Genomic DNA, 13,860 nt, shown 5'->3' on the forward strand with positions numbered 1-13,860 from the left:
ATGAACGCTCAGGTCCCGTACTGCACTCATTGAAAAAGCCGTCTGAAGAGACACCACGCTGAGATTTTTTCTCGCGCCGTGGTGCACCGAAGGAGCAAACCGCTGGCGCGTGCCGGTGGTGAATCTCTCAGGTACCAAGGACAGGGGGAGCGGCAACTTAAGGCGTCAGCCTGGGTTGCTATGTTCCTGATAGCTGCTCACGCACGTCCCTTAAGCGCACAACCGCTAAAAGGTTCTCACCATGCGCGTGACTGTTCTCGGCGCCGGCTTGCTCGGCGTCACCTCGGCTTATTTCCTCAACCAACTCGGCCACGAAGTGACCGTGCTCGACCGCCAGGCCACACCCGGGGCCGAAACCAGCTTCGCCAATGGCGGGCAAATCTCGGTGAGCCACGCCGAGCCTTGGGCCAACCCCGGTGCGCCGCTGAAGCTGCTGCAATGGCTGGGCCGCGAAGATGCGCCCCTGCTGTTTCGCCTGCGGGCCGACATGCGGCAATGGCTGTGGGGCCTGCAATTTTTGCGGGAATGCACACCCGCGCGCACCCGTCACAACATCGAGCAGATCGTGCGCTTGGGCAGCTACAGCCGCACCGTGCTGCAGATCTTGCGCCGCGACATTGGCCTGGCCTATGACGAACGCACCCAGGGCATTCTGCATTTCTACACCTCGGCCAAAGAGTTCGATGCCGCCTTGGCGCCTGCGGAGCAAATGCGCGCCCTGGGCTGCGACCGGCAAGTGGTCAGCGCCGATGAAGCCGTACGCCTGGAGCCCGCACTGCGCCACATCCGCCCGCAACTGGCCGGCGCCACCTACACGCGTGAAGACGAATCGGGCGACGCCAACCAGTTCACCCGCGCACTCGCTCAACGCTGCGCCGCCAACGGCGTGAAGTTCTTGATGGGCCACACCGTGACCGCATTGCCCACCGTAGGCGGGCGCATCGACCACGTGGAAGCGACGAATCGCGAAGGCCGGTTCGAGCGCATCCAAGGTGAGGCCGTCGTGCTGGCCATGGGCAGCCTGAGCCCGCTGATCGCCGCTCCGCTAGGCATTCATTTGCCCATCTATCCGGCCAAGGGCTACTCGGTCACCATGCCGGTCAAAAACGCTGCCATGGCCCACGAGGTGAGTTTGACGGACGACGAATTCAAGCTCGTGTTCTCACGCTACACCTCGGCCGAACGAGATGTCATGCGCATCGCGGGCACGGCCGAATTCAACGGCTACAACCGCGACCTCAACACCGTGCGCTGTGAAGCCATTGTGAAACGTGTGGAGCAGCTCTTCCCCGGCGCGGGCGACGCCAGCCAAGCCCAGTTCTGGACCGGCCTGCGCCCGGCCACACCGAGCAACGTGCCCATGATCGGCAAGACCAAAGTGCCGAACCTGTTCTTGAACACCGGCCACGGCACGCTGGGCTGGACACACGCCTGCGGTTCGGGTAAATCGGTGGCGCGCATCATCAGCGGCCTGGTGCCAGAGGTGGACTTTGCGTTCACCGGCATGGACAAGGACCGCGCCCCTGGTGCGGTGGGCATTGCCACGCGCTAGGACGAAGCCGCAGCAGGTTAAGCCGCACCCAAACGTTGCGGGGTCGCATGTCCGAGCGATAGAGCGCTTGCATCGGCACCATTCAGCTTGAACACGGCCACCGAAGCCACCAGGTCCTGAGACTGCAGTCGCAGGCTGGTGGCTGCGGCCGCCATCTGCTCCACCAGCGCGGCGTTCTGCTGCGTGGTGTGGTCCATTTGCGTGACTGCTTCACCCACCTGCGCCACCCCCAGCGACTGCTCGTTGCTGGCTGCGCTGATCTCCCCCATGATGTCCGTCACGCGTCGGATGGAGCTGACCACATCGGTCATGGTGACGCCAGCCTTGTCGACCAACGTCGTGCCTTCGGCCACCCGCGCCACACTGGTGTGGATAAGGTTCTTGATTTCCTTGGCCGCCTCGGCCGAGCGACTTGCCAGGCTGCGCACCTCGCTGGCCACCACCGCAAAACCACGGCCTTGTTCGCCCGCACGCGCGGCCTCCACGGCCGCATTCAGCGCCAGGATGTTGGTTTGGAAAGCGATGCCATCAATCACGCTGATGATGTCGGCAATCTTCTTGGAACTGTCGTTGATGCCCTTCATGGTCTCCACCACTTGGCTGACCACTTCGCCCCCTTGCACGGCCACGGTGGAGGCACTCATCGCCAACTGGTTCGCCTGCTTGGCGTTGTCGGCGTTTTGGCGCACGGTGGCGTTCAGCTCCTCCATCGAGGCGGCGGTTTCTTCCAACGCGCTGACTTGACTTTCGGTGCGGCTCGACAAGTCCTGGTTGCCCTGCGCAATTTCATGGCTGGCGGCCGACACGCCTTCAGAGCCACGGCGCACCTCGCTCACAATGCCCGACAGCGCGGCCTGCATCTCCTTCAGCGCCATTTGCAATTGGGCCAACTCGTCGGTGCCGCGAATCTGGATGTGTGTCGTCAAATCGCCCTTGGCCACGCTGCTGGCCGTGGCCACCGCTTCTCGCACGGGGCGCACAATTGCGCGGATGATCCACAGTGCCAACACGGCCACGGCCAAAGCCGCCAGCGCGCAAATCCACAGCACCACCATCCAGGCGCTGCGGTAAACACCCTGGCTGTTGGTGTGCGCTTCGGCCACCGACTTGCGGTTGAACTCGGTGAGTTTGTCGATGGCATCGCCCAGCACGTCAAAAGACTTTCCGGCCTCGACGCGGGCCGTCTGCTGCGCCGCAGCCAGCTTGCTGGCGTCGCCCGTCTTCACATCGACCAACGTCTTGCGCACCATCACCAGATAGTCGTCATAGGTTTTGGTCATGGAGGTGAACAGCCCGCGCTCTTCGGCACCTTCCACCATCTTGTCGTATTGCGCGAACAGCTTCGGGACGTTGGCGATGTAGCCGTTCATCTCTTTCTCTTCCGCGTCCACTTCAGCGGGAGCGCCCGCAATGGTGGCGTTGAGTTGCTTCTCGCGGATGTTGTTCACCTCGTCGTTGATCTCGGCGATCAACACCAGGCTGGGCACGGCGTCTTCGGCCAGTTCCAGTTCGGCCGCGCTGATCTGGCTCATCTTCACGAGTGAAAAGCCGCCCACAAAAAGCGCAGCCAACACGCCGCACAAAGCCAACAGCACCAGCTTGGCACGCAAACTCAGCATCTGGGACAACATAGATTTCCTTTGCAAAAAGGCGAACTCGATTGCTGCCGCAGAGCGGTAGGTCTGCGCTTTTTAACATACGCCCCCACGCAACGCCACTAGCGCCAGACGGACGAACGCCGTGCGCGCGCCATTCGGCCGGCCATGTCTCAGACACCGTGGAACCGGCTTTGCCGGGCCACCGGTGTCGCCCCCAGCAAGGGGGAAGGCGCAGCGACACGCAGTGCGCGAAGACTGGGGGTGTTACACAGTCAGTCAGTGAACACGGTGAGCACGCCCGTGTAGCCGTAGAGGTGATGGCGCGCAATTTCGCCACCGGCGAAGAAACCCACCAGCGGCACATCGCCCAAGGCGCGGCGCACGATCTGGAGCTCGGCACTGGGGCCGCCAAAGTGCGGGCCGCCGCGCCCGGCACAACTGACGTAGATGGCACCCGCGATGCGCCGCGCCGGGTGCGGGGCCGATTCGGCTTCAGGCGCGGCCAATGCGCTGGCCACTTCCATGGTTTGTTCTTCGGGCTCCAGCTCTTCGCGGATCTCGGCGCAGATGCGCACCAGGTCGGCCTTGGCGGCCGCGCGGTTGCGTTGGCAGAAGGCCATGCGCATGCCCACGGTGGCGCGGTCGGCAATCGCCACGCCTTTGCGGCCGGGGTCCAGACCGATGATGTGGCGCACCAGCACGTCGCTGCCAAAGTGGCCGGTGCGGCCTACGGCATCGGTGTCGGTGCTGGCACCGCTCAAACCCACCAGTGTGGCGCGCACGGCCGCGAGTGCAATCTGGGGCTCGTCCAACGACACCTTCAGGTCGCGCAGCAGCACATCCAGCGCGGGCTCGCCATCGAGCTTGACCAATACGTTGCCGTCCACCTCGGTGACGACACGCACCGGCCCCACCGGATGCGCGCCTTGGGTCACGCGCGAAATCAGGTTCACGCCTTCGCCAAAAGCCACGCCGCTCAAGCCGCCGACAAACACGCCACCGGCAGCGCCATGGCCTTTGATGTTGCCGTTGCCGCCCACGGCAAACTGCACCGCACGGGCGCGGTTGGAGGCCAGGCCGCCAAACAGGTAGCCGGTGTCGGTGCGTGCGGCCATCTCGGAGATCAGCTCCACCACATCGGGCGTGGTGGCGTCGGCATGCACCAATGCAGTGTGCGCTTCAAACGCAATGCCGAGCGGCGCCACGCCAGAGAACACCCGGTACTGGTTCGTGGGCAGGCCGCAGAGCATGACGCTGATGGCCGGCTCGTCAAAGTATTCGACGTTTTGCGCCGCCACGCCTACGCCCACACAGCCCGACCAATCAACCACCTCGGGCAGTTCGCCACTGATGTGGTCCAGGATGTCTTGCGCGGCGCCCGCGTACGCGTCGGTGATGTAGAGCAAGCCCAGCGTGGGGGCGCTCACGTAGTCGGGCAGCGCCATGTGGGCGCGCAACTGCGCCAGCACCAGGCCGGCGGCCATGCGCCAGTCGGGGTGGGTGGCGTGGCCGTAGGGAAATAGTTTCATGTGTGGCTCCTCGAGCGGCGGATGAGGATGAACAAGGACTGCCGCAACGACCAGGCGAACGGTTCAGCGGGCTAGCGCGTTCGCTTTTTCGCGGGCGCCGCAGCCTTGGTGGCGGTTTTTTTGGCAGAGGTGGCGGAGGTTTTTTGGGCTGATTTAACGCCGGTCTTGGCGGCTGGTTTCGCTGAAGATTTTGCAGCAGGTTTCACGCCAGGTCGGGCTTGTGGTTTTGCAGCCGTCCCCGCTTTACCGACAGCGCTGCCAGCCTTGGCTGCATCTTTCACGCCTTGCGTAAACGCCTCGGCGCCCTTGAAGGCTTCTTTGGCCAAATTGGCCGCCAGGTGGCTGGTGTCGTCCACTGCTTTCTTGATGGCGGGCTCGCTCACGGCGCTGGCTGCAATTTGCTGGAATTGGGTGGCCAAGGCGTTCCACCATTGCAGGGGGTCGACCACGCCTGCGGGCTTGGGGCTGTCGGCGGCGGGCGCAGAGGCAGGAGGGCTTGCAGGTTCAGGTGCAGGTTCGGGCGCGACGGCTGCTGGCGGCTCTTGTGCCGCAGGTGCCGCCGTGAACTTGGCGCTCGCCGCAGCCGCTGCCTTTTGCATTTGCTCGAACGCGCTTGCGAGGTGATTGGGTGTCGCCGTCGAGGCCGGGGCCGCTGCAGGCTCCGCAGGCGCTGCCGGTGGCTCGGCCACAGGCGTTTTGATCTTGAAGGCATCGGCCAGGTCGCCCATGCTGAAGTTCATGCCGCGCAGCGTAGCCAGCGTCATCTTCTGCACTTCCAGGGCCTGGATGGTGGCCTTGAGGGCGGCCGCGTTTTGGTCGAGCCAGAACTGCACCGCCTTCAATTCCTCGATGCGCTTTTCCAGCTCTTCCACATTGATGGTGGGCGCTACCCAGTGGCCTAGATTGGGCATCTTGGGCGACTTCTGCGTGGCCTGCTCGGCCAGGTTTTGCAAGAAGTCGAAGCCGGGCACAAATTTGCTGAAATCAAAGCCTGGGGTGCTGCTCATGGTGTCTCCATCATCGGTTGCGGGCCTGCACCACAGCGGCCGGCAGGTGCCGCCGCGTGTGCTGTTGCCAGCTTACTCCAATGACAGTGACTTTGACGCGGCAGCACCTGAAAGGTGTTAACACCTACAACGCGCTCCACAAGCTGGTTCAGTGTTTGTGCGCAGCCGCCGGTGCTGCGCCGCCGGGTGCGTTCACCGCCACGGGCACCTTCAAGTCCACCGTGCTGCGCACGCCCTTTGCATCTTCAAACGTCAGCGTCATCGGCACCGTGGTGTCTTTGGGCAGAGCGGTCTTCAGGTCTTGCAGCATCAGGTGATAGCCACCGGGTTTGAGCTCCACGGTGGTGCCGGCCGGCAGGTCGAGCACGGGCACGGCGCGCATGCGCATCACGTCGCCCTCCATCTTCATCTCGTGCACTTCGGCCACACCCGCCACGGGGGTGCTGATGGCGACCAGGCGCGCGCCGTCTTTGGCGGTGATCTTCATAAAGCCGCCCGTGCCCTTTTGGCCCTGCACGGTGGTACGCACCCAGGCGTCTTGCACCTTGATGGCCTGGGCGAACAGCGGGCCACTGGCCAAGGCAAGTGTGGCGGCGAGAAACTTGATGGAGGTCTTGTTCATGGTTTTGTGCTCAATGGATGCAATGGTGGGGCGGGTCAATGTTGGTGGCCGCCCACGGCTTCAGAGGGAATCACGTCCAGCAGCACCGCCGGGCGCTCCAGGCCTTTGGTGGACGTGCCCGTGGTGGGCACTTGCGCCCAGTCCACGGCCACTTTGTCGCAGGTTTGCAGAATTTTGAACCACATGGGTCCGGCTTTGTCAGATAGGCTGCCGCGCAGCACAAACTCATCGAAGAAGGCATCGGGCAGGGCGTTGGCGGGGGATGCGGCGGTCCAGGTGATTTCAGCCACGTCATCGGTCACCGTTTTGCCATGGCTGGTGTACGGCTGGGCCAGCGGCGCGCGGCGCACGTTAACGGTCCATCCCGCCTTGGGCATGGGCCGTGCCCCGCTGAAGCCCGGTGGCAACTGCACACGCAGCGCGGTGGTGGCAGCACCATCGCAGCCGTGGCCCACGTTGAAAACCGCCTTGTAGCCGCCGTTGGCCAGCGCAGCGGGTTCGGCCAAACTTACATGAGCAAAAGCTTGGCTGACGCCCATAGATACTGCGACAGAAGCTATGAACTTAATAGTATTCAGAGAGTTTTTCATGGTCAAAAGAGGGTGGACGCGCAAGTGCGTCTGACGTTCAGATAAGCCTTGGGCGACCAGCACAACGCCAGTGCACCTCAAGCACAAAGAGAAAAAGAAACGTCAGGCCTGCGGCGGGCCACGCGCAGGCAGTGGCGCGGCTGCACTGGCGACCATGGGCGCCGTGGTGGGGCTGCGCAACACATGGCGCAGCGGTTGCGCGGGCAGTGGCGCCTGGCCAGCGTGCACGGACGGCGGCGCCCCGAGTGCCATACACAGCGGGCAGTCCAGCGTGTGCTGGGTCAGGCGCGGGCCGGCATCATCTGACTTCTGCACCAACTTGACCACGCCAGCGCTGCTGCACACCAGCTCCATCGCCTGCGGCCGCACCATGGGTGAGGCAATCGCCCCCCCCACGGCCAGCAGCCACCAACAGCACACCCAGCGCGCCATGCGGCGGGCAAACTGGTGGGCGGAAGACGACTGGAACATCCGCGCATTATGCCCAGCGGGTGAATTCGGGGCTGGGCATGAGCCCATCTGAAACGGGGGGATCGGCAGGGTGAATGGCAACGAGATGGCCACAAGAATTGCATCAGGAAATGCATAAGGAAATGCACTAAGCTCGCCCCATGCAAAGCCTCTTTCACTTCGCTTTCCACGTCCGCGATCTCGACGTGGCGCGCCAGTTTTACGGCGCTGTTCTGGGCTGCACCGAAGGGCGCAGCACCGACACCTGGGTCGACTTCGACTTCTTTAACCACCAAATCTCGCTGCATCTGGGCGAGCCGTTTGCCACCACCCGCACCGGGCGCGTGGGCGACCACCTGGTGCCCATGCCGCACTTCGGCCTGGTGCTGGCGCTGCCCGATTGGCAAGCCATGGCCCAGCGCCTGGAAGCCGCCGGCACCGAGTTTGTGCTCAAGCCACAGGTGCGCTTTGAAGGCGAGCCAGGGGAGCAGTGGACCATGTTCTTCTGCGACCCCTTCGGCAATCCGCTGGAGATCAAGGGCTTTCGTTCGCTTGAAGCGCTGTACGCCAAGTAAATTCAAGGCGAGCTGATTGACCATGGGCTACACCTTCGCCTCGGCCACTATTCTGTTGCTGCTGATCACTGATCCGCTGGGCAACATTCCGGTGTTTGCTAACGCGCTGCGCCATGTGCCGCAAGAGCGCCGGGCGCGCGTGATCCTGCGTGAGGTGTTGATCGCCTTCATGCTGCTGCTCGCCTTCATGTTCATGGGCGACACGTTTTTGCGCGTGATGGGCCTGAGCCAGCTGTCGCTGCAAATTGGCGGCGGCGTGGTGCTGTTCTTGATTGCGCTGCGCATGATCTTTCCGCACCCCGAGCAGGCGGATGCCGAATTTACTGTTGAGCCGCTGATCGTGCCGCTGGCCATTCCCATGCTGGCCGGCCCGTCCGCGCTGGCCACGGTGTTGCTGCTGGTGGCCCAGGCGCCCGAGCGCCGCCTCGAATGGGTGGCCGCGCTTACCGTGACCATGGCCGTGTGCGCCGTCGTGCTGCTGCTGGCCGAGCGCATTCAGCGGGTTCTGGGCGAACGTGTGGTTACGGCGTTTGAGCGGCTGATGGGGCTGGTGTTGGTGGCCGTGTCGGTGGAGATGCTGATCCGCGGCGTGAAGATGCTGGTGGTCGAAATGCCGCACTGAACTTCGTCGAATGTCCCCAAACAAAAAGCCCCTGCACGGCAACACCGGCAGGGGCTTTTTGCAGAGCGCTCAGCAGCGTCAGTCGAGCTTCACACCCGTGGTCTGGATGATGGGGCCCCAACGCTTGGCTTCGCTGCGCGCAAAGGTGTGGAACTGCTCTGGCGTGCCGCTGAGAGACTCCATGCCGAATTCGGTCATGCGCTTTTGCACTTCCGCATTCGCCAGCGCTTTGTTGAGCTCGCCATTGAGCTTGGCCACCAACGGTGCGGGCATGGCAGCCGGGCCGAGCAGGCCTTGGAAGGCAAACACTTCGGAGTTGGTCACCCCGGCTTCAGCCAGCGTGGGCACGTTGGGCAACTGCGGCACCCGCTTGGCCGAGCCGATGGCCAGTGCGCGTACCTTGCCGCTTTTGATGATGGGCAAACCTGCCGCCAGATCGAGGAACATGCAACGCACCTGCCCACCCATAAGGTCTTGCATGGCGGGCGCTGCGCCACGGTAGGGAATGTGGGTGATGAAGGTGCCGGTGCGCGCCTTGAACATCTCCATGGCCAAGTGGTGCGGCGAGCCGTTACCGGGCGAGGCGTAGTTCAAATCGCCCGGCTTGGCTTTGGCGTAGGCGATGAAGTCCTTCACCGTCTTGACGTCGAAATCGGGGTTGACCACCAGCGCCAGCGGAAAGCGGCTGATGCCGCCGATGTAGGTGAAGCTGTTGTCGGGGTTGAACGGCAGGCGGTTGAACAGGTGTTCGTTGAAGGCCAGCAAAGCGTTGTCGGCCGACATGATGGTGTAGCCGTCAGGCTTGGCCGTGGCCACCACTTGCGCACCAATGTTGGTGGAAGCGCCGGGGCGGTTGTCCACCAAAAGCGGCTGGCCTAGCGATTGGCGCATGGCATCGGCCACGGCTCGGGCCAGGGTGTCGGTGCCACCACCAGCGGGGTACGGCACCACCCAGCGGATGGGCTGGTTGGGGTAGTCGCTCTGGGCGCGCGCCCATGGGGCGGCAATGCCAGCAGAAAAGCCTGTGGCGGTGGCGGCCAGGGTGCTCAAGAGGGTGCGTCTTTGCATGTTTTGTCTCCTATATCTACTTGTTGAATTGGCTTGTTGACTCAGACGTTAAAGCTTGCGGGAAGCAGTTGCTGCCTTGGGGTTGAAAATACACGTTTGACTTCAAGGCGGCCCGGCGCGCAGAGGCTGGAACGGCACCCGCGTCACGCTGAACCCCTCTGCGGTCAGCAGCGCGGGCAGGCCTTTTGCGCCCACCATGTGCAGCGCGCCCACCGCAGCAAACACCGAATGCCCCGCCTCGTGGAGGTCCACCATACGGCGCACTATGACGGGATTTCGGCTGACCACCAAGCGGTCGTAAGCTTGGCGCTCCTCCGGGGTGTCGGCACATTCGCACCAGTCGGCGTAATGCTCCAGCTCGTCGATGCGCCCTGCGGCCCAGGCGTTGGCCAGGCGCCGCATGACGGGGCGGGCGTTCTTTTTCTCCAGCGATTGCAGGGCTTCGTCTACCGCCTTGGCCACCTCGTCGGGGTCGTCAGACAGCAGCAGCGCCATTTGCTCGGCCGGGGTTTCCAGCGACAGCACCGGCTTGTGCTGGCCGATGCCAAAACCGGCGAGCACGGTGTCAATGCCGTAGGCCGCGTCCAAACCATCGGCGCGCCCCGCCAGCATCACCAGCGTCGTGGCTTGCATCTCGGGCCGCAGTGAGGTCAGCGTATCGCCCATACAAGCGGCCTGCGCCTGGGCTTGCAGACGTTGCGCCAGCGCGGCGGGCAACGCGGGTGCGCCAGGCACGGCTTTGATGGCAGCCCCAAGTTGGGCGGCGATATCAGGGTCCAGCAGGTTCAGCTCTAGCGCAATGCGGTCAGCGGCCGTCAGGGCGCGTTGGACGACAGGGCCGGGAAAGACCCAATCACGTTCGGCGATGTGAATGGTGCCGTACAGCCAACTCACATGGCCGCTTTTTTCGACACGCCACAACAGGCCACGGTCTTGCGCATCGCGCATGCCGGCCTGTAGCTCTGCGGCGTCCATGGGCTGCGCCACCGTGGGGCACGCCGGGTTTGCCACATCCGCCGCAAACACTGCTGGTGCAAACGGTGCCGCGCACACACACCATGCCACTGCCAGCAGGCGCCGTAGGCTGAGCCTGCGCAAGAGGTGCATCAGGCTGCGCCCACCACTTCCTGGTCTATGGCGCCAAAAATGCTGTGGCCGTCTTTGTCTTTCATCTCGATCTTGATGGTGTCACCGAACTTCATGAACTCGGTGCTCGGCTGGCCGTCCTGGATGGTTTCAATGCAGCGTTTTTCGGCGATACAGCTGTAGCCTTTAGGCCATTGCATCTTGCCTTTGACTTCCACACCCTTGTTGCTCACCGTGCCCGAGCCGACGATGCTGCCGGCACGCACATTGCGCGTCTTGCAGATGTGCGCCACCAATTGGCCGAAGTGAAAGGTCATCTCGGGGCCCGCATCGCAGGTGCCGACCTTGCGGCCGTTCCAGGTGCTGTGCAAAGGCAAATGCACGCGGCCTTGCTGCCAGGCGTCGCCCAGTTCATCCAGCGTCACAGCCACGGGGCTGAAGGCGGTGGCGGGCTTGCTTTGGAAGAAGCCGAAGCCCTTGGCGAGCTCGGCAGGAATCAAATTGCGCAGGCTCACGTCGTTCACCAGCATCACGAGGCGAATGGCGTCGAGCGCGCGCTCAGGTGTCGCGCCCATGGCCACGTCGCCGGTCACCACCGCGATCTCGGCTTCAAAGTCGATGCCCATGGCCTCGCTGGGCACCACCACGGGGTCCATGGCGCCGATGAAGTCGTCGCTGCCGCCTTGGTACATCAGCGGGTCGGTGTAGAACGTGGCAGGCACTTCGGCGTTGCGCGCCTGGCGCACCAGCTCCACGTGGTTGATGTAGGCCGAGCCGTCAGCCCACTGGTAGGCGCGCGGCAACGGGGCCATGCATTGCTTGGGATCGAACGGAAAACCGTGGCGCGCTTTGCCCTGGTTCAGCGCGTCGTACAGGTCTTGCAACTGTGGGCTCATGAAGCCCCAATCGTCCAACACCTGCTGCAGTTTGCTGGCGATGCCAGTCGCATAATGGGCTGTGCTGAGGTCGCGCGAAACGACAACGAGTTGGCCGTCGCGCGAGCCGTCTTTGTAGGTAGCGAGTTTCATGGGGTCAGTCTCCGATCGGTCTCTGTCTGGGGTCAGATGATGGGGCCATTGTGGCGTGAGGTTACGCCGCACAGTCATCCATAAAATTATGAATAGTTAAATTTATTCTACTAAACGAAATTTCAGGAATTCTAGTGCAAGTGGAAATTGAAGACGTAGACGGCCCTGAAGAGAAGGCCCGCGCAGGCATCCAGTCGGTAGAAGTAGGCTTCGCGCTGCTGGATGTGATGGCGCAGGCGCGCGGTCCGCTGATGCTGCGCGACCTGGCCAACGCCGCGCAGATGAGTGCAGCCAAGGCGCACCGCTATCTGGTGAGTTTTCAGCGCCTGGGGCTGGTGGTGCAAGACGCGCGCGACAACCGCTACGACCTGGGCCCAGCCAGCTTGCGCCTCGGCCTGGCGGCGCTGTCCCGCCTCGACGCAGTGGCGATGGCGCGCGAACGCATCACCGAGTTGACCACCACCATTGGCCACACCCTCGCCCTCGCGGTATGGGGCAACCACGGGCCGACCATCGTGCATTGGGAAGAATCGCCCGAGTCGGTCACCGTGAACCTGCGGCTGGGCGATGTGATGCCGTTGCTGTCGTCTGCCACCGGGCGTTGTTTTGCGGCCTACGTGTCGCAGGAGGCGATTGCGCCGCTGCTGGTCCATGAGCTGGCCCGCGCGCAAAAGTTAGGTCGCAGCACGCAACTGCCCACCAACCAGGCGGCGCTGCAAACGCTGCTGACCGAAGTCCGGGCGCACGGCGCAGGCCGCGTGGTGGGCGATTTGCTGCCGGGCATTGGCGGCTTTTGTGTGCCGGTGTTTGATGCCAACGGCCACATCGCGCTCGGCATGTTGGCGCTGGGTGCGCTCACCGACTTTGACGTGGAATGGGACGGCGCCATCCACGCGCCACTGCGCGCGGCCGCGCAGCAACTCTCACTCGACCTGGGCTACAAGGCTTGAACAAAGAAGCGCCCGCCACCACCGGTTCGCGCTACGGCTGGATTGGCCTGCCGACGCGGCCTTTGCTGTTGCTGCTGGCCTTGGTGGTGCTGGCGCACCTGTTTTTTTTGCGTGCGTTGCCGATGCCATCGTTGGCACTGGCGCCAAATGCCACGCGCGCGTTCACCACGCGGACGTTGCCGCCGCCTCCCGCGCCACCAGCCCCCACACCGGTGGCCGAGGCGCCGAAGCCACCGCCGCCAAAGCCTAAACCTAAGCCACGCCCGACACCACCGAAACCAGCGCCGGTGGTCGATGAGCCTGCGCCAGCACCTCCATCGGAAACCGACACAAGTCCGGCGGCTACCAACAGTGCGGGGACCGATCCAACCGCCGCAGGCCCGCTTGCCGCCGCCAGCGCACCCGAATCTGCTGCTTCGGCCGCTCAGGCTGCGGCCTCGGCTGCGGAGGCGGCGCAAACCGCCGCGCTGGAAGCCCCGCCCCAACACCCACCCAAAAACCGCAATACGCCCGTAGGCCCCCTCAACATTCCAGGTTCGCTGCGCATCAAGTACGACGTGTTTGGCGAGGCCAAGAAACTCACGTATCGCGCGCGCTCCGAAGTGCTGTGGCAGCACGACGGCAGCCACTACACGTTGAAGAACACGGTCAGCGCCTTTCTCATTGGCTCGCGCACCTGGATGAGCGAGGGCGACATCACGCCTGAAGGTTTGGCACCAGTGCGCTTTTCCGATAACTGGCGTAAAGAACTGGCGGCGCATTTCGAACGCGACAAAGGCCGCGTGGTCTTCAGCGCCAATACACCAGAGGCGCCCCTGCTCAGCGGCGCACAAGACCGCATGAGCCTGCTGATGCAGTTGTCAGCCATGTTTGCGGGCGCGCCCGGCAATTACCCGCCGGCCACCACCGTCTCGATGCAAATCATCGGCCCGCGCGACGCCGAGGTGTGGCTGTTTACCGTGAATGGGCCCGAAACGCTGTCACTGACCAACGGGCAGATCGACACCATCAAGGTCAGCCGCAACCCACGCAAAGAGTTCGACCAGACGGTAGAGGTGTGGTTTTCGCCATCACAGCAGTACCTGCCGGTGCGGCTGAAGATCACCCAGGCCAACGGCGATTTTGTAGACCAGCGCATGCTGGAAATCGAGCCGAATTGACCCATGACAAACAGCGGTTCGGT

At 63.6% G+C, this 13,860-nt stretch carries 14 protein-coding genes and 1 riboswitch; of the genes, 5 read left to right on the forward strand and 9 right to left on the reverse strand.

Features of this window, described 5'->3' with window-relative positions:
* Positions 1-32: 32 nt before the first annotated feature.
* A riboswitch (glycine riboswitch) is annotated at positions 33-154 on the forward strand.
* Positions 155-241: 87 nt separating this feature from the next.
* Positions 242-1,552: a D-amino acid dehydrogenase gene (locus ACPWMG_RS26100; RefSeq protein ID WP_483302380.1), complete on the forward strand. Its 1,311-nt coding sequence runs from the start codon at positions 242-244 to the stop codon at positions 1,550-1,552.
* A 17-nt stretch (positions 1,553-1,569) separates the two neighbouring features.
* Here the strand turns inward: ACPWMG_RS26100 and ACPWMG_RS26105 are convergent, their stop codons facing one another.
* The 6 genes from ACPWMG_RS26105 to ACPWMG_RS26130 all read right to left on the reverse strand — a co-directional run bounded on the left by ACPWMG_RS26105 (position 1,570) and on the right by ACPWMG_RS26130 (position 7,369).
* Complete coding sequence (locus ACPWMG_RS26105) at positions 1,570-3,183, reverse strand: methyl-accepting chemotaxis protein (RefSeq protein ID WP_483302381.1); 1,614 nt, start codon at positions 3,181-3,183, stop codon at positions 1,570-1,572.
* Between the two features lie 239 nt (positions 3,184-3,422).
* Entirely contained in the window at positions 3,423-4,679 is a 1,257-nt protein-coding gene (locus ACPWMG_RS26110) for an FIST signal transduction protein (RefSeq protein WP_483302382.1), read from the reverse strand.
* A gap of 71 nt (positions 4,680-4,750) precedes the next feature.
* On the reverse strand, positions 4,751-5,686 hold the full coding sequence (locus ACPWMG_RS26115; protein WP_483302383.1) for a PhaM family polyhydroxyalkanoate granule multifunctional regulatory protein: 936 nt from the start codon (positions 5,684-5,686) through the stop codon (positions 4,751-4,753).
* A gap of 148 nt (positions 5,687-5,834) precedes the next feature.
* The gene (locus ACPWMG_RS26120; RefSeq protein ID WP_483302384.1) at positions 5,835-6,308 is read right to left on the reverse strand and encodes a copper chaperone PCu(A)C; all 474 of its coding nucleotides are present in this window, start codon (positions 6,306-6,308) and stop codon (positions 5,835-5,837) included.
* Between the two features lie 35 nt (positions 6,309-6,343).
* Positions 6,344-6,814, reverse strand: coding sequence for a YcnI family protein (locus ACPWMG_RS26125; protein ID WP_483302385.1), 471 nt, complete (start codon positions 6,812-6,814; stop codon positions 6,344-6,346).
* A 186-nt stretch (positions 6,815-7,000) separates the two neighbouring features.
* Positions 7,001-7,369 (reverse strand): DUF2946 domain-containing protein, encoded by a 369-nt coding sequence (locus ACPWMG_RS26130; RefSeq protein ID WP_483302386.1) that lies wholly within the window; start codon positions 7,367-7,369, stop codon positions 7,001-7,003.
* A 140-nt stretch (positions 7,370-7,509) separates the two neighbouring features.
* On the opposite strand from ACPWMG_RS26130, the gene ACPWMG_RS26135 reads away from it, so the two are divergent.
* Together ACPWMG_RS26135 and ACPWMG_RS26140 are read left to right on the forward strand one after the other, a co-directional pair.
* Entirely contained in the window at positions 7,510-7,923 is a 414-nt protein-coding gene (locus ACPWMG_RS26135; protein WP_483302387.1) for a VOC family protein, read from the forward strand.
* Between the two features lie 22 nt (positions 7,924-7,945).
* A complete protein-coding gene (locus ACPWMG_RS26140) occupies positions 7,946-8,545 on the forward strand; it encodes a MarC family protein (protein ID WP_483302388.1) in 600 nt (199 codons plus the stop codon).
* A gap of 78 nt (positions 8,546-8,623) precedes the next feature.
* Here ACPWMG_RS26140 and ACPWMG_RS26145 read toward each other — a convergent pair whose 3' ends face one another.
* From ACPWMG_RS26145 to ACPWMG_RS26155, 3 genes are all read right to left on the reverse strand, one after another.
* A complete protein-coding gene (locus tag ACPWMG_RS26145; RefSeq protein WP_483302389.1) occupies positions 8,624-9,613 on the reverse strand; it encodes a Bug family tripartite tricarboxylate transporter substrate binding protein in 990 nt (329 codons plus the stop codon).
* Positions 9,614-9,715: 102 nt separating this feature from the next.
* Complete coding sequence (locus tag ACPWMG_RS26150) at positions 9,716-10,720, reverse strand: TraB/GumN family protein (RefSeq protein ID WP_483302390.1); 1,005 nt, start codon at positions 10,718-10,720, stop codon at positions 9,716-9,718.
* Positions 10,720-11,727 (reverse strand): fumarylacetoacetate hydrolase family protein, encoded by a 1,008-nt coding sequence (locus ACPWMG_RS26155; protein ID WP_483302391.1) that lies wholly within the window; start codon positions 11,725-11,727, stop codon positions 10,720-10,722. The genes ACPWMG_RS26150 and ACPWMG_RS26155 overlap by 1 nt, the downstream gene beginning before the upstream one ends.
* A gap of 227 nt (positions 11,728-11,954) precedes the next feature.
* Between ACPWMG_RS26155 and ACPWMG_RS26160 the strand changes: the two genes are divergently transcribed.
* On the forward strand, positions 11,955-12,677 hold the full coding sequence (locus ACPWMG_RS26160; RefSeq protein ID WP_483305348.1) for an IclR family transcriptional regulator: 723 nt from the start codon (positions 11,955-11,957) through the stop codon (positions 12,675-12,677).
* Positions 12,674-13,837: a DUF3108 domain-containing protein gene (locus tag ACPWMG_RS26165; RefSeq protein WP_483302392.1), complete on the forward strand. Its 1,164-nt coding sequence runs from the start codon at positions 12,674-12,676 to the stop codon at positions 13,835-13,837. Before ACPWMG_RS26160 ends, ACPWMG_RS26165 begins: the two co-directional genes overlap by 4 nt.
* Positions 13,838-13,860: the final 23 nt, after the last annotated feature.

Origin of the sequence: Hydrophilobacter chitinilyticus, from assembly GCF_049860745.1 — a bacterium.
Lineage (GTDB): Bacteria > Pseudomonadota > Gammaproteobacteria > Burkholderiales > Burkholderiaceae_C > Rhodoferax_B.